The sequence below is a fragment of the Anianabacter salinae genome (genome assembly GCF_019061145.1).
In the GTDB taxonomy this organism is placed as follows: Bacteria; Pseudomonadota; Alphaproteobacteria; order Rhodobacterales; family Rhodobacteraceae; genus Anianibacter; species Anianibacter salinarum.
Window position 1 is genome coordinate 26,405 of record NZ_JAHQZS010000010.1, and the last position, 18,671, is coordinate 45,075.

Consider the following 18,671-nt stretch of genomic DNA (forward strand, 5'->3'; position numbering starts at 1 on the left):
GGGCTGCAGTCTTTGGACCAGATCAAGCCAGGGCGACCAGACCTCCGCAGCGTGAAAGAAGTGTCGGTCAGAGCCCGTGCAATGTCAAAGAGAATTGACAGAGGGCCGCCCGGCCCGGGCAAGCCTTCCCGCCACAGCCTGCAAATCGCCAGCTTTTATTGGCCCGGTTGCGGAAACATCAGGCAGCGCGCCCCGCCGGACGCGCGATTCCGCACGACAATCAAAGTGTAAGTTTGAATTGACACTTTGTCAGGCCGGGGCTTACGCTCAGGTTGACAGTAGGAGGGAGTCGCAGCATGGCCAACCGCCCCGAACACGGAACCGCGGGCGTCCGGCTTTACACAGAGGCCGAGCGCGCACGGCGCGACGCGACCGTCTGGACGCTGGTTCAGGGTGTTCTGGCGCCGCTTCAGTTCCTTGCCTTCGCGGTCTCTCTGGTCTTCGTGCTGCGCTATCTCTGGACCGGCGAGGGGTACGGCGCCGCAACCGTGTCGATCCTCGTCAAGACCGGCTTTCTCTACGCGATCATGGTCACCGGCTCGATCTGGGAAAAAGTCGTGTTCGGCCAGTGGCTGTTCGCGCCCGCGTTCTTCTGGGAGGACGTGTTCAGCTTTGTCGTGATCGCGCTGCACACCGCTTACCTCTGGGCCTTGCTGACCGGGGCGATGGCGCCCGCAGGCCTTATGGTCCTCGCCCTTGCTGCCTATGCCGCCTATGTCGTCAACGCCGGGCAATTCCTGTGGAAGCTGCGCATGGCGCGGCTTCAGGGCGAGGTGGCGGCATGACCGATCAGACCCCCCTGCCCCCCGCACGCGGCTGCCGCGACACGCCCGTTCTCAAGGAACGTGGCCAGCGCGAAGTGTTCTGCGGGCTGACCGGCATCGTCTGGCTGCACCGCAAGATGCAGGACTCGTTCTTCCTGGTCGTTGGCTCGCGCACCTGCGCGCATCTTCTGCAATCGGCTGCTGGCGTGATGATCTTCGCCGAGCCGCGTTTCGGCACCGCGATCCTCGAGGAAAAAGACCTCGCCGGGATGGCCGATGCCCATGACGAGCTGGACCGCGAAGTTGCGCGCCTGCTGTCACGCCGGCCTGACATCAAGCGTCTGTTCCTCGTCGGCTCCTGCCCGTCAGAGGTAATCAAGATTGACCTGTCGCGCGCGGCCGAACGCCTAACCAAGCTGCACGCCCCGCATGTCCGGGTGCTGAACTACTCCGGCTCCGGCATCGAGACGACCTTCACCCAGGGCGAAGACGCCTGCCTTGCCTCGATGGTGCCGGACCTGCCGGAAACCGACGCGCGCGAATTGATGATGGTCGGCGCGCTGCCCGACGTGGTCGAGGATCAGGCGCTGGCGCTTCTGGCGGACATGGGCATCGGCCCGGTGCGCGTGCTGCCCGCCCGCCGCGCCGAGGGCACTCCCGCCGTCGGCCCGAACACCGTCTTTGCGCTGACCCAACCATTCCTTGGCGACACCCATGCCGCCCTGATCCGCCGCGGCGCCACACCCATCGACGCTCCGATGCCCTTTGGCGACGAAGGCACCACCGCTTGGCTCGCCGCCATCGCCCGCGAATTCGGCGTGGATCAGGAAACCTTCGAACGTGTTACCGCTGCCCCCCGCGCCCGCGCGCGCAAGGCGATCGCAGCGCAATCGGCCGCGTTGAACGGCCGCTCGGTGTTCTTCTTCCCGGACAGTCAGCTTGAGGTGCCCCTCGCGCGGTTCCTGACCCGCGAATGCGGCATGACCGCCATCGAGGTCGGCAGCCCCTTCATCCACGGCCAGATCGCCGCGCCCGACCTTGATCTCATGGCCGAAGGCCCGCGCCTGTCCGAAGGCCAGGATGTCGACAAGCAACTCGACCGTTGCCGCGACGCGCGCCCCGACCTCACGGTCTGCGGCCTTGGCCTCGCCAACCCGCTCGAGGCCGAGGGCCTGACGACCAAGTGGGCCATCGAGCTCGTCTTCACCCCGGTACATTTCTACGAACAGGCGGGCGATCTCGCCGGTCTCTTCGCGCGGCCCCTGCGCCGCAAGGATGTGCTCAGGCTGGAGGCCGCAGAGTAACCGATGAAGCTGACCGTCTGGACATACGAAGGCCCGCCCCACGTCGGCGCGATGCGCGTCGCCACCGGGATGACCGGGCTGCACTATGTGCTGCACGCGCCGCAGGGCGACACCTATGCCGACCTGCTGTTCACCATGATCGAGCGGCGCAATCACCGCCCGCCGGTGACCTACACCACCTTTCAGGCCCGCGATCTTGGCTCTGACACCGCCAACCTGTTCAAGACCGCGCTGCAGGATGCCTATGACCGGTTTCAGCCGCAGGCGATCATCGTCGGCGCGTCCTGCACCGCCGAGCTGATCCAGGACGATCCCGGCGGCATGTCGGAAACCATGGGCCTGCCGATCCCGGTGATCCCGCTGGAATTGCCCAGCTACCAGCGCAAGGAAAACTTCGGCGCGGACGAGACGTTCTTCCAGATCGTGCGCACGCTGGCGCAGCCGATGGACCGGACCGAGGCGATCACCGCCAACCTGATCGGCCCCACGGCGCTTGGCTTTCGTCACCGCGACGACATCGAGGAACTGACACGGCTTCTGGCGGACATGGGCATCGGGGTGAACGTCGTCGCGCCGATGACGTCCTCCCCCGCCGACATCGCCCGGATGGGCGCCGCGCATTTCAACGTGCTGATGTATCCCGAGACGGCGGAAACCGCCGCGCGCTGGTGCGAAAAGAACCTTGGCCAGCCCTATACCAAGGTCGTGCCCATCGGCGTCGGCGCCACCCGCGACTTCATCGCCGAAGTGCAGGCGATCACCGGCGTCACGACCCGCCCGGACGAGAGCCGCCTGCGCCTGCCGTGGTGGTCTTCGTCGGTCGATTCGACCTACCTCACCGGCAAGCGCGTGTTCATCTTTGGCGACGGCACCCATGTCGCCGCCGCCGCGCGTATCGCACGCGACGAGATGGGCTTCGAGGTCACGGGCGTCGGCTGCTACAACCGCGAGATGGCGCGCCCGATCCGCGCCCTGGCGCGTGAGATGGGTGTCGAGGCGCTGATTTCCGACGATTACCTGGAGGTCGAGGAAACCATAGAGCGTCTCGCGCCCGAGATGATCCTCGGCACGCAGATGGAGCGCCATATCGGCAAGCGCCTCGGCATCCCCTGCGCGGTGATCTCGGCCCCGGTCCATGTTCAGGATTTCCCCGCCCGCTACAGCCCGCAGATGGGCTTTGAGGGTGCGAACGTCATCTTCGACACCTGGATACACCCGCTGGTCATGGGGCTGGAAGAGCACCTTCTGCACATGTTCCGGGAAGATTTCGAATTCCACGACGACGCGGGCGCCTCGCACCACGGCGGCAAGCACGTCGCGCGGGACGAGACCGGCGATATCCGCCCCGGCGCCGCGCCCGAGCCCGTCGGCACGGGCGACGAGGTTCAGGACCAGACCGGCGCCGACGTGGCCGTCTGGCTTGCCGAGGCCGAGCGCGAACTCAAGAAAATCCCCTTCTTCGTGCGCGGCAAGGCCAAGCGCAACACCGAAAGCTTCGCCGCGATGCGCGGCGTCACCGAGATCAGCGTCGAGACGCTTTATGAGGCGAAGGCCCATTATGCGCGATGACGTGATCAGACCGGCGCCCGCCTACAAGGTGGTGATCGTCACGCTGGACGCCCATTCCGCCGGGCCGGCCGAACGTGTGACCAGACGGCTGGGCGCCGAGTTCCCCGGCCTGACGGTCAAGGTCCACGCCGCCGCCGAATGGGCCGAAAACCCCTGCGCGCTGTCCGAGGCCAAGGCTGATGTCGCCACCGCCGATATCGTGTTGGCGAACCTTCTGTTCATCGAGGAACACGTCGCCGCCATCCTGCCCGAAATGAAGGCCCGCCGCGATCACTGCGACGCGATGATCGGGATCATCGCCGATCCGCAGATCGTCCAGCTGACCAAGATGGGCGATCTGGACATGTCCAAGCCCGCCACGGGCATCTCGAAGCTGATGAAAAAGCTGCGCGGATCGGCCAAGCCGTCCGCTGCGTCGGGCGAAAAGCAGATGACCATGCTGCGCCGCCTGCCGAAGATCCTGCGCTTTATCCCCGGCAAGGCGCAGAACCTGCGCGCCTGGTTCCTGACCATGCAATACTGGCTGGGCGGGTCCGACGAGAACGTCGAACAGATGGTCCGGTTCCTGCTGTCGCGCTACGCAACGCGCCGCGACTGGAAGGGCACCGCGTCGAAGGCGCCGGTCGAATATGCCGAGGTCGGTCTCTATCACCCCGACCTGCCCGATCGCATCACGACCTCGCTGGCCGATCTGCCCAAACCCAAGGCGCCTGTGGCGACGGTCGGCCTTCTGCTGATGCGCTCTTACGTGCTGTCCGGCGATTCCGCGCATTACGACGCGGTGATCCGCGCGTTCGAGGCGCGGGGCATCCGCGTGATCGCCGCCTTCTCGGGCGGGCTCGACGGGCGCCCGGCGATTGCCACCTACCTCAAGGGCAGGGTCGATGCGATGGTCTCGCTCACCGGCTTCTCCTTGATCGGCGGCCCGGCCTACAACGACAGCGACGCCGCGGTCGAGGTGCTGGCCGATCTCGATATTCCCTACATCGCCGCGCACCCGATGGAGTTCCAGACGCTTGGCCAATGGGCCGCGTCGGGTCATGGGCTTGGCCCGGTCGAGACGACGATGCTCGTGGCCCTGCCCGAAATCGACGGCGCGACGAACCCCACCGTCTTTGCCGGACGCCACGGCGCGGGCGGTTGCCAGGGCTGTTCGCACATGTGCCGGGGCGGCGAAGGCAAGGCGATGGCGCCCTGCCATGAACGCATTACCTCGCTTGCCGAGAAAACCCTGCGGCTGGCCACGCTGCGCCGCAAGCAGAACGCCGAAAAAACCGTTGCGGTCGTGCTGTTCGGCTTTCCGCCGAACGCGGGCGCCGTCGGCACCGCCGCTTATCTTTCGGTGTTCGAGAGCCTGTTCAACACGCTGAACCGGATGAAGGCCGAGGGCTACGACGTCAATCCGCCCGCCACCGTGGACGCGCTGCGCGACCAGATCCTGAACGGCAACGCCGCACAGTTCGGGCAAGAGGCGAACGTCGCCGCCCATGTCAGCGCCGACGATATCGTGCGCGGCACCCCGCCGCTGAAAGCAATCGAAGCGGTCTGGGGCCCCGCCCCCGGCAAGATCCAGTCGGACGGGCGCGGGGTCTTCGTGCTGGGTCGCCAGTTCGGCAAGGTGTTCGTGGGCGTGCAGCCGGGCTTTGGCTACGAGGGCGATCCCATGCGCCTGCTGTTCGAGCGCGGCTTTGCCCCGACCCATGCCTTCGCCACCTTCTATCTGTGGATGCGCAACACGCTGAAAGCCGACGTTGTCCTGCACTTCGGTATGCACGGCGCGCTGGAATTCATGCCGGGCAAGCAGGCGGGCCTTGGCGCGTCCGACTGGCCCGACCGGCTGATCGGCGAGATGCCGAACGTCTATCTTTATGCCTCCAACAACCCGTCCGAGGCGTCGCTGGCCAAGCGCCGCTCGAACGCGGTGACGGTGACGCATCTGACCCCGCCGCTGGCGCAATCGGGGCTCTACAAGGGCCTTCTGGAGCTGAAGGATTCGCTGACCCGCTGGCGCGGGCTGGCCCCGGACGCGCATGAGCGCACCGAGCTGGCCGCGCTGATCCGCACCCAGGCCGAGGCGGTCGACATCGCCGAGACCGACCCCGACCGGCTGTGGCTGACCCTGCTGGAAACCGAGGATGCGCTGATCCCCGATGGCCTGCACATCGTCGGACGCGCCAAGACCGAGGCCGAGATCGCCGCCTATCTCGACGTGATGGCGGACCAGTCGGACGATATCCGCGACAAGGCTGCCGCGCTGCTGGCGCTCGATTCCGAACTCGACGGGCTGATGAAAGGCCTGTCCGGGCAGTTCATCCGCCCCGCGCCGGGCGGCGATCTGATCCGGTCCACCGACGTTCTGCCCACGGGGCGCAATATCCATGCCTTCGATCCGTTCCGGATGCCCACAGCCTTTGCGCTGGCGGACGGGGCCAGGCAGGCGGCGCTTCTTCTCAAGACCCACAACGCGATGCCGCGCACCGTGGCGCTGGTGCTGTGGGGATCCGACAACATCAAGTCCGACGGCGGGCCGATGGCGCAGGCGTTGGCGCTGATGGGCGCGGTGCCGCGATTCGACAGCTTTGGCCGCCTGTCGGGTGCCGACCTGATCCCGCTGGAGCAACTGGGGCGTCCGCGCATCGACGTGGTGATGACCCTGTCCGGCATCTTCCGCGATCTTCTGCCGCTGCAGACCCGGATGCTGGCCGAAGCCGCCTGGAAAGCCGCGACCGCAGACGAGCCGCTGGAACAGAACTTCATCCGCGCCCATACCCTCGCCTATGCCGAGGACATGGGCTGCGACTTGGAAACCGCCGCCCTGCGCGTGTTCTCGAACGCGGAAGGCGTCTATGGATCGAATGTCAACGCGCTGGTCGACTCGTCGACTTTCGCCGACGAGGACGAGTTGGCGGACGCCTACGAGGCGCGCAAGTCCTTTGCCTATTCGCGCCACGGCAAGTCCGCCAAGAACCCGGCTTTGCTGCAAAAGGCCCTGAAAGACGTCGATATCGCCTACCAGAACCTCGAGTCGGTCGAATTGGGCGTCACCACGGTCGATCACTACTTCGACACGCTCGGCGGCATTTCCCGCGCGGTGAAGCGTGCCAAGGGGACGGCTGCGCCCGTCTACATCGGCGACCAGACCCGCGGCACCGGCAAGGTCCGCACGCTGCAAGCGCAGATCGCGCTGGAAACCCGCTCGCGCCAGCTGAACCCCAAGTGGTTCGAAGGCATGCTCAAGCACGGCCACGAGGGCGTGCGCCAGATCGAGGCGAGCGTCACCAACACGATGGGCTGGTCCGCGACCACCGGCGAGGTGGAGCCTTGGGTCTACCAGCGCCTGTCCGAGACCTTCGTGCTGGACGAGGCGATGCGCAGGCGGCTGGCGGAGCTGAACCCGAAGGCGTCGGCGCGCATGGCGAACCGGCTGATCGAAGCGTCCGAACGCGCCTACTGGAAGCCCGACGCGGCGACGCTGGCGGCTCTGATGGGCGCGGCGGACGAGTTGGAAGACCGGGTGGAAGGGATCGCGGCGGAATGACCGTGACCTTCGCATATGTGTCGCGCCTGCGGCGCGATCCGGCGGGGGCTCTGCCCCCGCACCCCCGGAGTATTTTGAAGACCAAAGATGAGGGGAACACGCTTCCCCAGAAAGGCACTCCATGAGCCCTCTCGACGCGAAATCCCCGCCCGCCGCCCGCGCCAACCAGCGCGAGCAGGACGGACTGCGCGCCAAGGGACTTGGCGCCCCGCCGCTTTTGCGGGGCCAGGACGGCGAAGGATCGCTGCAGGTTCACCAGGACGATTCGATGAAGATCGAGGGCGCCAAGGTGTTTGCGGTCTACGGCAAGGGCGGCATCGGCAAGTCGACGACCTCGTCCAACCTGTCGGCGGCGTTTTCCAAGCTGGGGCGGCGCGTGCTGCAGATCGGCTGTGATCCCAAGCACGATTCGACCTTCACGCTGACCGGATCGCTGGTGCCGACGGTGATCGACATCCTCAAGGACGTCGATTTCCACGCCGAGGAACTGCGCCCCGAGGATTTCATGTTCGAGGGCTATAACGGCGTGATGTGCATCGAGGCGGGCGGGCCGCCCGCAGGCACAGGCTGTGGCGGCTATGTCGTCGGCCAGACGGTGAAGCTGCTGAAACAGCACCACATGCTGGACGACACCGACGTGGTGATCTTTGACGTGCTGGGCGACGTGGTGTGCGGCGGCTTTGCCGCCCCGCTGCAGCATGCCGACCGCGCGGTGATCGTCACCGCCAACGATTTCGACAGCATATACGCGATGAACCGGATCATCGCCGCCGTGCAGGCGAAATCGAAGAACTACAACGTGCGGCTTGCGGGCTGCGTCGCCAACCGGTCCAAGGCCACCGACGAGGTCGACCGCTACTGCGACGTCGTGGGGTTCAACCGCATTGCGCACATGCCCGATCTGGACGCGATCCGCCGGTCGCGGCTGAAGAAGAAGACGCTGTTCGAGATGCCGGACGACGAGGATATCGTCGCCTGCCGCGCCGAATACATGCGCCTTGCCGAAACGCTGTGGAACGGGACCGAGGGGCTGGCGCCCGACCCCCTGCCCGACCGCGAGATCTTTGAGCTTCTGGGATTCGATTGATGAGCGATCTGTCTTCTCAGCGTATCGATGCGGGCGGCGCGCAGGACAAGGTCCGGGGCGGGATCGCGGCCTATGCCGCGACGCGCGACCGGGTGGAGGCGTATTTCGACCGCACCGCCACCCAGACCTGGGAGCGTCTGACCTCGGACGCGCCGGTGTCGCGCATTCGCCAGACGGTGCGCGAGGGGCGTGACGCGATGCGGGCGCTGATGCTGTCGCGGCTGCCCGAGGACATGCGCGGCGCGCGGGTTCTCGATGCGGGCTGCGGGCCGGGCGTCGCCACGGCGGCGCTGGCCGCGCGGGGTGCGCAGGTGGTGGCCGCCGACATCTCGCCGCAGCTTGTCGGCATCGCGCGCCAGCGGCTTGCGCCGAAGCATGAAGGCCTGGTGCAGTTCCATGTCGGCGACATGACCGACGCAAGCCTGGGCCGGTTCGACTTTGTCTTCGCCATGGACAGCCTGATCTACTACGACCGCACCGCGATCGACCGCGTGCTGGGCGATTTCGGCGCACGGTCTGGCGGGGTGGTGTTCACTGTCGCGCCGAAAACGCCGTTCCTGATGGCGTTCTGGGGCATGGGGCAACTGTTCCCCCGCGCCGACCGCTCGCCGACGATGCAGCCCCACGCGGCAAAGCGCCTTGCGCGCGATCTGCCGGGCGATCTGCGCCGGATCGGGCGGGTCAGCCGCGGCTTCTATATCTCGGAATGCCTGGAGTATCGCCCGTGATCGTCTCGAAGGGTCATATCAAGGCGCTGTCGGCACGGATGCTGCCCTTTGCCGATGCGGTGTCGGACGGGTTGCCGCTTGGCCAGTTGTTGCGGCTGTCGCTGTTCCAGGTGTCGGTCGGCATGGCGTCGGTGCTGCTTTTGGGCACGCTCAACCGTGTGATGATCGTGGAACTGGGTGTCGGCGCGATGATCGTCGCGGTGATGATCGCCCTGCCGGTGCTGGTGGCGCCGTTCCGCGCGCTGCTGGGGTTCCGGTCGGACACGCACCGCTCTGCCATCGGGTGGAAGCGGGTGCCTTACCTGTGGTTCGGCTCTCTCTGGCAGATGGGCGGTCTGGCGATCATGCCCTTCGCGCTGCTCGTCCTTGGCGGCGACACGGTGCACGATGTGCCCTTCGCGGGCGAGGTGCTGGCGGCGCTGGCGTTCCTGTTGACCGGGCTTGGCATGCACATGACGCAGACCGCCGGTCTTGCCCTCGCCTCTGACCGGGCGACGGACGAGACGCGGCCGCGCGTCGTCGCGCTGCTGTATGTCATGTTCCTGCTGGGCATGGGCGTGTCCGCGCTGGTCGTCGGCTGGCTGCTGCGGGATTTCACCCCGCTGACGCTGATCCGCGTCGTGCAGGGGGCTGCGGTCGTCACGATCCTTCTGAACATCATCGCCCTGTGGAAGCAGGAGCAGGTGCGCCCGATGACCCGCGCAGAGCGCGAGGCGCCGCGTCCGAAGTTTTCCGACGCGTGGGCAGATCTGGCGCGGGGCGGCGATGCCGGGCGCCTCTTGGCCGTCGTGGTGCTGGGCACCATCGGTTTCCAGATGCAGGACGTGCTTCTTGAACCCTACGGCGGCGAGATCCTGGGGCTTTCGGTGTCCTCGACCACGCTTCTGACGGCGATGTGGGCGACGGGCGCGCTGGCGGGGTTCGCGCTGGCCGCGCGCTGGCTGATGCGGGGCCACAACACCATGCGGATGGGCGCCAAGGGCATCCTGTTCGGGATTGTCGCCTTCTCGGCGGTCGTATTCTCGGCGCCGATGTCATCGCCAGTGCTGTTCTACGCGGGCGCCTTCGGCATCGGGCTGGGCGGCGGGTTGTTCGCGGTCTCGACGCTGACGGCGGCGATGACGCTGCCGGTCAGCGGGATCGCGGGGCGCGGGCTGGCGCTTGGTGCGTGGGGCGCGGCGCAGGCGACGGCTGCCGGGATTGCCACCGCGATGGGCGGGACGATCCGCGACGTGGTCGATCACGCTGCGATGCAAGGACACCTGGGCGAGGCGCTGGCGACCGCTTCGTTCGGCTATTCAGTCGTCTATCATCTTGAGATCGCATTCCTTTTCGCGACGCTCATCGTCCTGGGCCCGCTGGTGCGGATCACCCTGAACCAACAACCAACTGGCACGGGGGCGGGGCGTATCGGTCTTGCCGACTTCCCGACCTGATTTCGGAGGAACTGACATGGTTGGAGTAACCTTCTTCGGCAACGTCGATCTGGCGCTGCTTGCGATCTGGGCCTTCTGGCTCTTCTTTGCGCTGCTGATCTACTACCTGCAGACCGAGAACATGCGCGAGGGCTTTCCCCTCGAGGACGAGAACGGCGCGGCGTCGGCCAATCAGGGCCTGTTCCCGCTGCCCAAGGACAAGACCTTCAAGCTGCGCGACGGGCGCGGCGAGTTGACCGTTCCGTCGGGCCAGCGCGGCGACCGCACCGATCTGGCGCTTGCGCGCACCTCGGCGTCCGAGGGCTTTCCGCACATGCCGACGGGCAACCCGATGGCCGATGGCGTCGGCCCGGCCTCCTGGGCCAACCGCCGCGACATCCCCGAGCTTGACGGGCATGGCCATGTCAAGATCGTGCCGCTGTCCACCCGCGACGACGTGGTCGTCACCGCCGGTTACGATCCGCGCGGCCTGCCGGTACTAGGCGGCGACGACAACATCGCCGGGACGGTTTCGGACATGTGGTACGACGTGCCGGAAAGCATGATCCGCTATCTCGAGATCGAGCTGAAGGACGGCAGCGGCAAACGCCTCGTTCCGATCCAGATGGCCAAGATCAAGTCCAAGTTCGTGATCGTGCGCTCGCTGACCTCGACCGCGTTTGGCGGCGTTCCGACGACGAAGTCGCCGGCAGAGGTGACGCTGCTCGAGGAAGACAAGATCTGTGCCTACTACTGCGGCGGCACGATGTACGATGTGAACGGATCGAAGGGCTTTTAAGCCCTTCGACGACCACCAGGCACCGGGGAGGACCTGCCATGAGCCATGATGATTTCGCCGTTGAACCGATCCCGGGCCTGCCCGGTGTGCCGCCACGCGGCGAAGCGGTCTTGTGGCAGGGCCGCCCCGACACCTGGGCTTTGGCGCGCGAATCGATGCTGCTGTACTGGGTGGCGGGATACTTCGTCCTGCTCTGCATCTGGCGGGTAACGACAGCGATGCTGTCGGTTCCCACTGGACAGGCGCTGTTGTCAGCGGTGCCGCTGATCGCGCTTGGCCTTCTGGCTTGCGGGATCATCTATGGCATCGCGTGGATCCAGGCACGCGGCACCGTCTACACGATAACCACGGCGCGGGTGGCAGTGCGCGGCGGCGCGGCGTTGACCGTGACCTTCAACCTGCCCTTTGCGCAGATCGAAGGCGCCTCGCTCGATCTCAAGCCTTCGGGCACCGGCACCATCGCGCTTGGCCTCAAGGGCGACAACAAGATCAGCTATCTGGTCGCCTGGCCGCATGTGCGGCCGTGGCGGATGAAAAAGACCGAGCCTGCGCTGCGCTGCATCCCAGAGGCCGCCCGCGTCGCCGACATCCTGCGCGATGCCGCCGAGACGCGCATCAGCCAGCCGGCCGTGTCGATGACCGGCCCCGCCGCGCGCAGCGCCGTGCCTGCCGAATAGGACCTAAGCGATGACCGACAACACAAACACCGCCTTGCCCGACGCCATCGGCTACAAGTCGAACCGTGACCGCGAGATGATCCCGCGTAACCTGCTGCGGGGCATGTTCGCGCTGGCGATGACGTCACTCGCGCTTGTCACCTTCGCTGTGCTGACCGACCGCGACCCCGTCGGCCAGCCAAAACCGGCCGAGGTGACGGAGAGCCGCACGGTCACGCTGGAGGGCGGCGGATCGAAGGCGGTCACCGTCTATGACGAGACCGGCGCGGTGCTTGCCGACCTGGCACACGGAGGCTTCATCACCGTCATCCAGAACGGCATGTCGCGCGAGCGCATGAAACAGAACGTCGCGGGCAACCCGCCCGTCGAGCTGATCCGCTATGCCAACGGACGGCTGACGATCCACGACCCGTCAACGAACTGGTCCGTGGAACTTGGGAATTTCGGAGGGGACAACAAGGCCGCATTCGAACGGCTGATGTCCCGCTAAGTAGCCACTGGAAAGGAACCGACATGGGAGTGTTTACCCGATCAACCGAAACGGCGCCCTGCACCGTCGAGGTCGTTCACAAGTTCGAAGAGCTCAGCGCGCATGTGCGGCTGAACAACGGGGCGGTCATTCACCCCGGTGACACGGTCAAGGTCCACGGCGCGCCGGTGCTGGCGCAATGGGGCGAACATATCGAAGAAGATCGGATCGCGACGATCACTCGGGCCAGCGCAGTGGAACGCCTGTGGACCCGGATGACCGGCGATTTCGAATTCATGGAACTCTGCGAGTTCTCGTTCTCCGAGGAGGCGACGCTATGAACGTCCAGACCAACGCGACGCACACCGCCGACGCCACCACCGTGGAAGAGGGTCTTGCCCTGCAGCAGGAGCAGGCAAAGTTCGACAGCAAGTCGGCGACCGACCTTGCGATGCAGAACACCATCCTGACGCCGCGCTTCTACACCACCGATTTCGAAGAGCTGGACGCCGTCGACGTGACCCCCGTGCGCGCCGACTGGGACAAGCTGATGGACCAGATGCGCAGCGACCCCAACAAGGGCCACTTCCGCAAGACCGAGGACTGGGATCATGTCGACTGGGACGGGATGGAGCCGGAGCTGAAGAAGGAAGTGCTCGACTTCCTGATCTCGTCCTGCACCGCCGAATTCTCGGGCTGCGTGCTTTACAAGGAGATGAAGCGCCGCGGGTCCAACAAGGACATCAAGGAGCTGTTCAGCTACATGTCGCGCGACGAGGCGCGGCACGCGGGCTTCATCAACGATGCGCTGCGCGAGGCAGGCGTCGCGGTGAACCTTGGCTTCCTGACGCGGGAGAAGAAATACACCTACTTCCGGCCCAAGTTCATCTACTACGCGACCTACCTGTCGGAAAAGATCGGCTACGCCCGCTATATCACGATCTACCGCCACCTCGAGGCACACCCCGAGCACCGGTTCCACCCGATCTTCAAGTGGTTCCGTGAATGGTGCAACGACGAGTTCAGCCATGGCGAGGCCTTTGCCCTGCTGATGCGGACCGACCCCAAGCTGACGACAAGCTGGTCGAACAAGCTGTGGATCAAGTTCTTCCTCACCGCCGTCTATTCGACGATGTGGGTCCGCGACCATGCGCGGGTGGCATTCCATGACGCGCTTGGCGTCGACATCGACTGGTATGACCAGCAGGTGTTCGAGAAGACGTCCGAAATCTCGAAGCAGGTGTTCCCGATGGTGCTTGACATCGACCATCCGCGCTGGATGCCGAACCTGCGCAAGCTGGAGACCGCGTTCAACGACATGGACGCGGCGAAGAAGCGCGGCGGCCTCGGCGGGCTTTTCGGGCGTGCCTCGGCCGGGCTTCGGGCGGGGCTGTGCTTTGTCTCGCTCTACACGATCCCGGCGATCCCGAACGAGGTGCCCGCCGACGTGCGCCTGGAGCCGGCGTATTGACCGGGATCGAGCGGTTTCGCGCGGCTGACGCCGCGCGACCGGCTGGGGGGCTTTGCCCCCCAGACCCCCCAGAGGTATTTGGAGACCAAAGATGGGGGGCGCCGTGCTGAGTTCCCCGTGGATCGCTGGCGTTCTGGCGCTGTTCATCTGGTGGTTTTCCACCGGGATCATCCTTGTCGCGGTTAAATCCGCCGACCGGGCGGGACGCGACGGGCATGTGCTCTCGGGGCTGTTGGCCCTGCCGGTGCTGATCTGCGGCGTCTGGGGCGTGATGCAGACGACCGGGCGCAGCGATCCGCTGGCGGTCTACCTTGCCTTCGGCTCGGCGCTGGCGATCTGGGGCTGGATCGAGCTGGCGTTCCTGGCCGGGCTGGTGACGGGACCGAACCGGGCGCCCTGCCCGCCGTTCGTGCCCGAGTGGGAGAGGTTCCTGCGCGCCTGGGGCACCATCGCCTATCACGAGATGCTGCTGGTCATCGCCTTCGTCTGGCTGGCCTGGGTCACCCGCGACGCGGTGAACCCGTTTGCCTTCTGGACCTTCGGCGTGCTGTTCGCCGCCCGCATCTCGGCCAAGCTGAACCTGTTTTTCGGCGTGCCCAAGATCAACACCGAGTTCCTGCCGCGCCCGCTGGCGCATCTGCCGAGCCATTTCCGCCGGGGCCGGCAAAGCTGGCTGTTCCCGGTGTCGATCACCCTTCTGAGCTTCGCGACGGCCTGCTGGCTGGAGCGTCTGTATTCCGCTGAGACCGCGATGGCGGTCGTCGGCTTTGCCCTGCTTTCGGCACTGACCGCCCTTGCCCTTCTGGAGCATTGGCTGATGGTGCTGCCGCTGCCCGACGAGAAACTCTGGCGCTGGATGATTCCCGCGCCCAAACCTGATCCAAAAAGACTGACGAGGGGGGATACCCATGGATTTTGACGCTTTGTTCACTGACCAGATCGACGCGCTGAAGCGGGACGGAAACTACCGCATCTTCGCCGATCTGGAGCGTCGCTGCGGGTCTTTCCCCAAGGCACAGAACCACAAGAGCTGCGGCGATACCCGTGAAGTGACGGTGTGGTGTTCGAACGACTATCTCGGGATGGGCCAGCACCCTGCGGTCATGCAGGCGATGAAGGATGCCGTGGATGCCTGCGGCACAGGCGCGGGCGGCACGCGCAACATTTCGGGCACCAACCACTACCACCTTCTGCTGGAGCAAGAGCTTGCCGATCTGCACGGCAAGGAGGCGGCGCTTTTGTTCACCTCGGGCTACGTGTCGAACTGGGCTGCGCTGTCGACGCTGGGCTCGCGCCTGCCCGGCGCGGTGATCCTGTCGGATGCGGGCAACCATGCCAGCATGATCGAGGGCATCCGCCATTCCCGCGCCGAAAAGGTGATCTGGCGCCATAACGACGTCGAGGATCTGGACCGCAAGCTGGCGGCGATCGGGCCGGACCGTCCCAAGATTGTCGCCTTCGAGAGCGTCTATTCGATGGACGGCGACATCAGCCCTATGGCCGAGATCATTGAGGTCGCGGAAAAGCATGGTGCGATGACCTATCTCGACGAGGTGCACGCGGTGGGCATGTACGGCCCGCGCGGCGGCGGCATTTCCGAGCGCGAGGGACTGGCGGACCGCATCACGCTGATCGAGGGGACGCTGGGCAAAGCCTACGGCGTCGTTGGCGGCTACATCACCGGATCGGTGGCGCTGTGCGATTTCATCCGCTCCTTCGCCTCGGGCTTCATCTTTACCACCGCCCTGCCCCCGGCCGTCGCCGCGGCGGCCACAGCCTCGATCGCGCATCTCAAGCGCTCGCAGATGGAACGCGCCCGGCAACAGCGGCAAGTCGCCAAGCTGCGCGCGGAACTGGATGCCATCGGCATCCCGCATCTGCCGAACGACAGCCACATCATCCCCGTGATGATCAAGGATCCGGTCAAGTGCCGGATGATCTCGGACATCCTGATGGATGACTGGGGAATCTACGTGCAGCCGATCAACTATCCGACCGTGCCCAAGGGCACCGAGCGGCTGCGCATCACGCCCTCGCCAATGCATTCGGACGCGGATATCGCGCATCTGGTCGAGGCGCTTTCAGACCTGTGGTCGCATTGCGCCCTGGCGCGCGCGGTCGCGTAAGAAGCAGCGTGTGGCAGGGTTTTTATCATTGATCGCCTTGCCGCCATCGGCTCTGGTGCTACCGTTGTGCCATCGCCAGCGCGCGGCCATGTCTGGCCCGCCAAGGCCCTGTAACTTGAGATCCAAAGGGAGGAGACTCATGCTCCGTACCACCGCAATTCTCGCCGCAATGACCTTGTCGGCCCCCGCATTCGCGGCAAGCCACGCGACCGGCGACGCCGCTGCGGGCGAAGACGTGTTCCGCCAGTGCATCACATGCCACGTCATCCAGGACGACGATGGCGAGACGATCGCAGGACGCGGTCAGCCGAACCGCGCCGCGCCCAACCTCTACGGCGTCTGGGGACGTCAGGCCGGCACGATCGAGGAGTTCAACTATTCGGACTCGATGGTCGAAGCCGGTGAAGCGGGCCTGATGTGGAACCAGGAAGACTTCGTTGCCTATGTTCAGGACCCGACGGGTTTCTTGCGTGAGTATCTCGACGACAACCGCGCCCGCGGCAAGATGAGCTTTCGCGTCCGCTCCGAGGACGACGCGGCCAACGTCTGGGCCTACCTCGTCCAGTTCGGCGGCGGCGCACCCGAGGGCGAGATGGAAGAAGGCGAAGAGGCCCCGGCCTCGAACTGAGTCATGCTCGATATGCATGATGGAAGCGGCCGCCGGGACCACCGGCGGCCGTATTCGTTTCCGTATCGGCCTGAGGTGAAGATGGCCCTTGCGCAAGGCGAACCCGAGCGACAGCGATGGACATGGCGGACCGCGCGGGATCAATCTGGAGCCTCGATGTCCCGTCCACCAAGAAAACAGTCATGGACATCGATCAGCGGTCGCAGATCATCGCGGCCCGAAGCCGTGAGCCTTTGGCGGCGGAACACGTGGCTCAAGCCACCAGCGCGCACGTTCCCGTTTACGCACCGCCTTGAAACACTGCAATGCTTTGGTTCCATGGAGGAACACATGACGAAGCCCGACTGCTCGTTCCAGTATTCCCCCGCATCAACGCAAGCAATCACGCCAGCCGCCCCCTTCAAACGAATGGGGACAAAGACTGCGGTTTCGCTTAGTCTTCGCGATAACCGTCCCCGGCATTCGAGCTGCCGAATGTCCAATCTTTCGGAAGGCTAGCGCATGAAGATACCCGCCGTTGTCCTGTCGGTGCTGTCAGGTTTGCTGCCTGTCGCCGTATCTGCCGCCGATGATGTGATGATCGTCTACGACGGTTCCAATTCGATGTGGGGACAGATCGACGGCGTTGCCAAGATCACGACTGCTCGGGAAGTCATGGCCGATCTGATCGAGACCTGGCCGCAGTCGACCAACCTGGGCCTTCTGGCCTATGGTCATCGACGCGAAGGCGATTGCAGCGACATCGAACTCATGATCCCGCCGGGGACGGTCGATCGGGCGGCCTTCCTGGAAGCGGTGAACGACATCACGCCGCGCGGAAAGACGCCGTTGACCGACGCCGTGGTGCAGGCCGCCGAGAGGCTGTCGTTCCGCGACAACCCGGCCACGGTGGTCCTGATTTCGGACGGGATAGAATCTTGCCAGGCCGATCCCTGCTCGATCTCGGCTCAGCTTGAGGAACAGGGGATCGCCTTTACAGCCCATGTCATCGGGTTCGACGTCGCTAGTGAGGATCAGCGGCAGCTTTCGTGCATCGCGGAGAATACCGGTGGAACGTTTGTCGCGGCGCAAGATGCCGACGAATTGCGCACTGCACTCGCGCAGGTGCAGCAGGTTATCGAGACGCTTCCCGCCGTGAAACCAGAGCCGGTTCCCGAGCCAGAACCCGAGCCTGAGCCCGAGCCGGTACAGGAGGTGTCGATATCGGCACCGGGAACCGTGGTCGCTGGAACCGTGTTCGATGTCACCTGGAGCGAGGCGCTCAACACGCTCGACATCGTGCTGATCGCTCCGGCTGGATCAGACGACGAGGCGAGGGAAAGCTACGTTCCCGTCCGCACGAATACCGAGGGCGAATTGACCGCGCCCGCCCAGCCCGGGCTCTACGAAGTGCGATACAGGCTGGACGCGGGGCGGGTCATTCTGGCCGCCACGCCGGTCGAGGTGGTTGCCGCAGAGGTCAGCGTGACAGCACCCGCAAAAGTGGTCGCCGGAACCGTGTTCGACGTGACGTGGAGCGAAGCGCTGAACACGCGCGACATCGTGCTGATCGCTCCGGCCGGGTCGGACGACGAGGCGCGGGAAAGCTACATTCCCGTCCGCACGAATACCGAAGGTGAATTGACTGCGCCTGCCCAGCCCGGGCTCTATGAGGTGCGCTATCGGCAGGACGCGGGGCGGGTCATTCTGGCGTCTACCTCTGTCGAGGTGGTCGCCGCCGAAGTCAGCGTCACCGCGCCCGCCAAGGTGGTCGCCGGAACCGTGTTCGATGTCTCCTGGAGCGAGGCGCTCAACACGCGCGACATCGTGCTGATCGCCCCGGCCGGGTCAGACGACGAGGCAAGAGAGAGCTACGTTCCCGTCCGCACGAATACCGAAGGTGAATTGACCGCACCCGCCCAGCCCGGGCTCTATGAAGTGCGCTATCGGCAGGATGAGGGGCGGGTCATCCTTGCCACCACGCCGGTCGAGGTGGTCGCCGCCGAAGTCAGCGTCACCGCGCCCGCCCAAGTGGTCGCTGGAACCGTGTTCGATGTTACCTGGAGCGAGGCGCTGAACACGCGCGATATCGTGCTGATCGCTCCGGCTGGCTCGGA

Annotated in this window: 16 protein-coding genes; all 16 read left to right on the top strand. The window is 65.6% G+C overall.

Annotation, left to right across the window (positions count from 1 at the left end; all coding sequences use genetic code 11):
- Positions 1-296: 296 nt before the first annotated feature.
- Positions 297-785, top strand: a complete 489-nt coding sequence (bchF, locus tag KTJ87_RS17610) for a 2-vinyl bacteriochlorophyllide hydratase (protein ID WP_267140469.1) — start codon at positions 297-299, stop codon at positions 783-785.
- A complete protein-coding gene (locus KTJ87_RS17615) occupies positions 782-2,068 on the top strand; it encodes a ferredoxin:protochlorophyllide reductase (ATP-dependent) subunit N (protein WP_267140470.1) in 1,287 nt (428 codons plus the stop codon). Before bchF ends, KTJ87_RS17615 begins: the two co-directional genes overlap by 4 nt.
- Positions 2,069-2,071: 3 nt before the next feature.
- Positions 2,072-3,637: a ferredoxin:protochlorophyllide reductase (ATP-dependent) subunit B gene (bchB, locus tag KTJ87_RS17620; protein WP_267140471.1), complete on the top strand. Its 1,566-nt coding sequence runs from the start codon at positions 2,072-2,074 to the stop codon at positions 3,635-3,637.
- Entirely contained in the window at positions 3,627-7,175 is a 3,549-nt protein-coding gene (locus tag KTJ87_RS17625; RefSeq protein WP_267140472.1) for a magnesium chelatase subunit H, read from the top strand. The genes bchB and KTJ87_RS17625 overlap by 11 nt, the downstream gene beginning before the upstream one ends.
- Positions 7,176-7,443: 268 nt before the next feature.
- Complete coding sequence (bchL, locus tag KTJ87_RS17630; RefSeq protein WP_267140484.1) at positions 7,444-8,262, top strand: ferredoxin:protochlorophyllide reductase (ATP-dependent) iron-sulfur ATP-binding protein; 819 nt, start codon at positions 7,444-7,446, stop codon at positions 8,260-8,262.
- Between the two features lie 62 nt (positions 8,263-8,324).
- The gene (gene bchM, locus KTJ87_RS17635) at positions 8,325-8,990 is read left to right on the top strand and encodes a magnesium protoporphyrin IX methyltransferase (protein WP_267140485.1); all 666 of its coding nucleotides are present in this window, start codon (positions 8,325-8,327) and stop codon (positions 8,988-8,990) included.
- The gene (locus KTJ87_RS17640; protein ID WP_323371854.1) at positions 8,987-10,426 is read left to right on the top strand and encodes an MFS transporter; all 1,440 of its coding nucleotides are present in this window, start codon (positions 8,987-8,989) and stop codon (positions 10,424-10,426) included. The genes bchM and KTJ87_RS17640 overlap by 4 nt, the downstream gene beginning before the upstream one ends.
- A gap of 16 nt (positions 10,427-10,442) precedes the next feature.
- Positions 10,443-11,204, top strand: coding sequence for a photosynthetic reaction center subunit H (gene puhA, locus KTJ87_RS17645; RefSeq protein WP_267140474.1), 762 nt, complete (start codon positions 10,443-10,445; stop codon positions 11,202-11,204).
- A gap of 38 nt (positions 11,205-11,242) precedes the next feature.
- Positions 11,243-11,881 carry a photosynthetic complex putative assembly protein PuhB gene (gene puhB / locus KTJ87_RS17650; RefSeq protein WP_267140475.1) on the top strand — a complete coding sequence of 213 codons (639 nt, stop codon included), beginning with the start codon at positions 11,243-11,245 and terminating at the stop codon, positions 11,879-11,881.
- Between the two features lie 10 nt (positions 11,882-11,891).
- Positions 11,892-12,371 carry a photosynthetic complex assembly protein PuhC gene (gene puhC / locus KTJ87_RS17655; protein ID WP_267140476.1) on the top strand — a complete coding sequence of 160 codons (480 nt, stop codon included), beginning with the start codon at positions 11,892-11,894 and terminating at the stop codon, positions 12,369-12,371.
- Positions 12,372-12,394: 23 nt separating this feature from the next.
- Entirely contained in the window at positions 12,395-12,691 is a 297-nt protein-coding gene (locus KTJ87_RS17660) for a hypothetical protein (protein WP_267140477.1), read from the top strand.
- Entirely contained in the window at positions 12,688-13,821 is a 1,134-nt protein-coding gene (gene acsF, locus KTJ87_RS17665; RefSeq protein WP_267140478.1) for a magnesium-protoporphyrin IX monomethyl ester (oxidative) cyclase, read from the top strand. Before KTJ87_RS17660 ends, acsF begins: the two co-directional genes overlap by 4 nt.
- A gap of 103 nt (positions 13,822-13,924) precedes the next feature.
- On the top strand, positions 13,925-14,740 hold the full coding sequence (gene puhE, locus KTJ87_RS17670; protein WP_267140479.1) for a putative photosynthetic complex assembly protein PuhE: 816 nt from the start codon (positions 13,925-13,927) through the stop codon (positions 14,738-14,740).
- Complete coding sequence (hemA, locus tag KTJ87_RS17675; RefSeq protein ID WP_267140480.1) at positions 14,730-15,947, top strand: 5-aminolevulinate synthase; 1,218 nt, start codon at positions 14,730-14,732, stop codon at positions 15,945-15,947. The genes puhE and hemA overlap by 11 nt, the downstream gene beginning before the upstream one ends.
- A gap of 139 nt (positions 15,948-16,086) precedes the next feature.
- Positions 16,087-16,575: a c-type cytochrome gene (locus tag KTJ87_RS17680; RefSeq protein WP_267140481.1), complete on the top strand. Its 489-nt coding sequence runs from the start codon at positions 16,087-16,089 to the stop codon at positions 16,573-16,575.
- Positions 16,576-17,076: 501 nt separating this feature from the next.
- Positions 17,077-18,671, top strand: a 1,595-nt coding sequence (locus tag KTJ87_RS17685; RefSeq protein WP_267140482.1) for a vWA domain-containing protein, incomplete at its 3' end; no start/stop codon positions are given.

What these genes read in the sequence shown, in the direction of transcription:
- hemA (WP_267140480.1), top strand. Translation starts at nt 14,730, where the DNA reads ATGGATTTTGACGCTTTGTTCACTGACCAGATCGACGCGCTGAAGCGG.
- KTJ87_RS17680 (WP_267140481.1), top strand. Translation starts at nt 16,087, where the DNA reads ATGCTCCGTACCACCGCAATTCTCGCCGCAATGACCTTGTCGGCCCCC.
- puhB (WP_267140475.1), top strand. Translation starts at nt 11,243, where the DNA reads ATGAGCCATGATGATTTCGCCGTTGAACCGATCCCGGGCCTGCCCGGT.
- KTJ87_RS17660 (WP_267140477.1), top strand. Translation starts at nt 12,395, where the DNA reads ATGGGAGTGTTTACCCGATCAACCGAAACGGCGCCCTGCACCGTCGAG.
- puhA (WP_267140474.1), top strand. Translation starts at nt 10,443, where the DNA reads ATGGTTGGAGTAACCTTCTTCGGCAACGTCGATCTGGCGCTGCTTGCG.
- puhC (WP_267140476.1), top strand. Translation starts at nt 11,892, where the DNA reads ATGACCGACAACACAAACACCGCCTTGCCCGACGCCATCGGCTACAAG.
- acsF (WP_267140478.1), top strand. Translation starts at nt 12,688, where the DNA reads ATGAACGTCCAGACCAACGCGACGCACACCGCCGACGCCACCACCGTG.
- KTJ87_RS17625 (WP_267140472.1), top strand. Translation starts at nt 3,627, where the DNA reads ATGCGCGATGACGTGATCAGACCGGCGCCCGCCTACAAGGTGGTGATC.
- bchL (WP_267140484.1), top strand. Translation starts at nt 7,444, where the DNA reads ATGAAGATCGAGGGCGCCAAGGTGTTTGCGGTCTACGGCAAGGGCGGC.
- bchF (WP_267140469.1), top strand. Translation starts at nt 297, where the DNA reads ATGGCCAACCGCCCCGAACACGGAACCGCGGGCGTCCGGCTTTACACA.
- KTJ87_RS17615 (WP_267140470.1), top strand. Translation starts at nt 782, where the DNA reads ATGACCGATCAGACCCCCCTGCCCCCCGCACGCGGCTGCCGCGACACG.
- bchB (WP_267140471.1), top strand. Translation starts at nt 2,072, where the DNA reads ATGAAGCTGACCGTCTGGACATACGAAGGCCCGCCCCACGTCGGCGCG.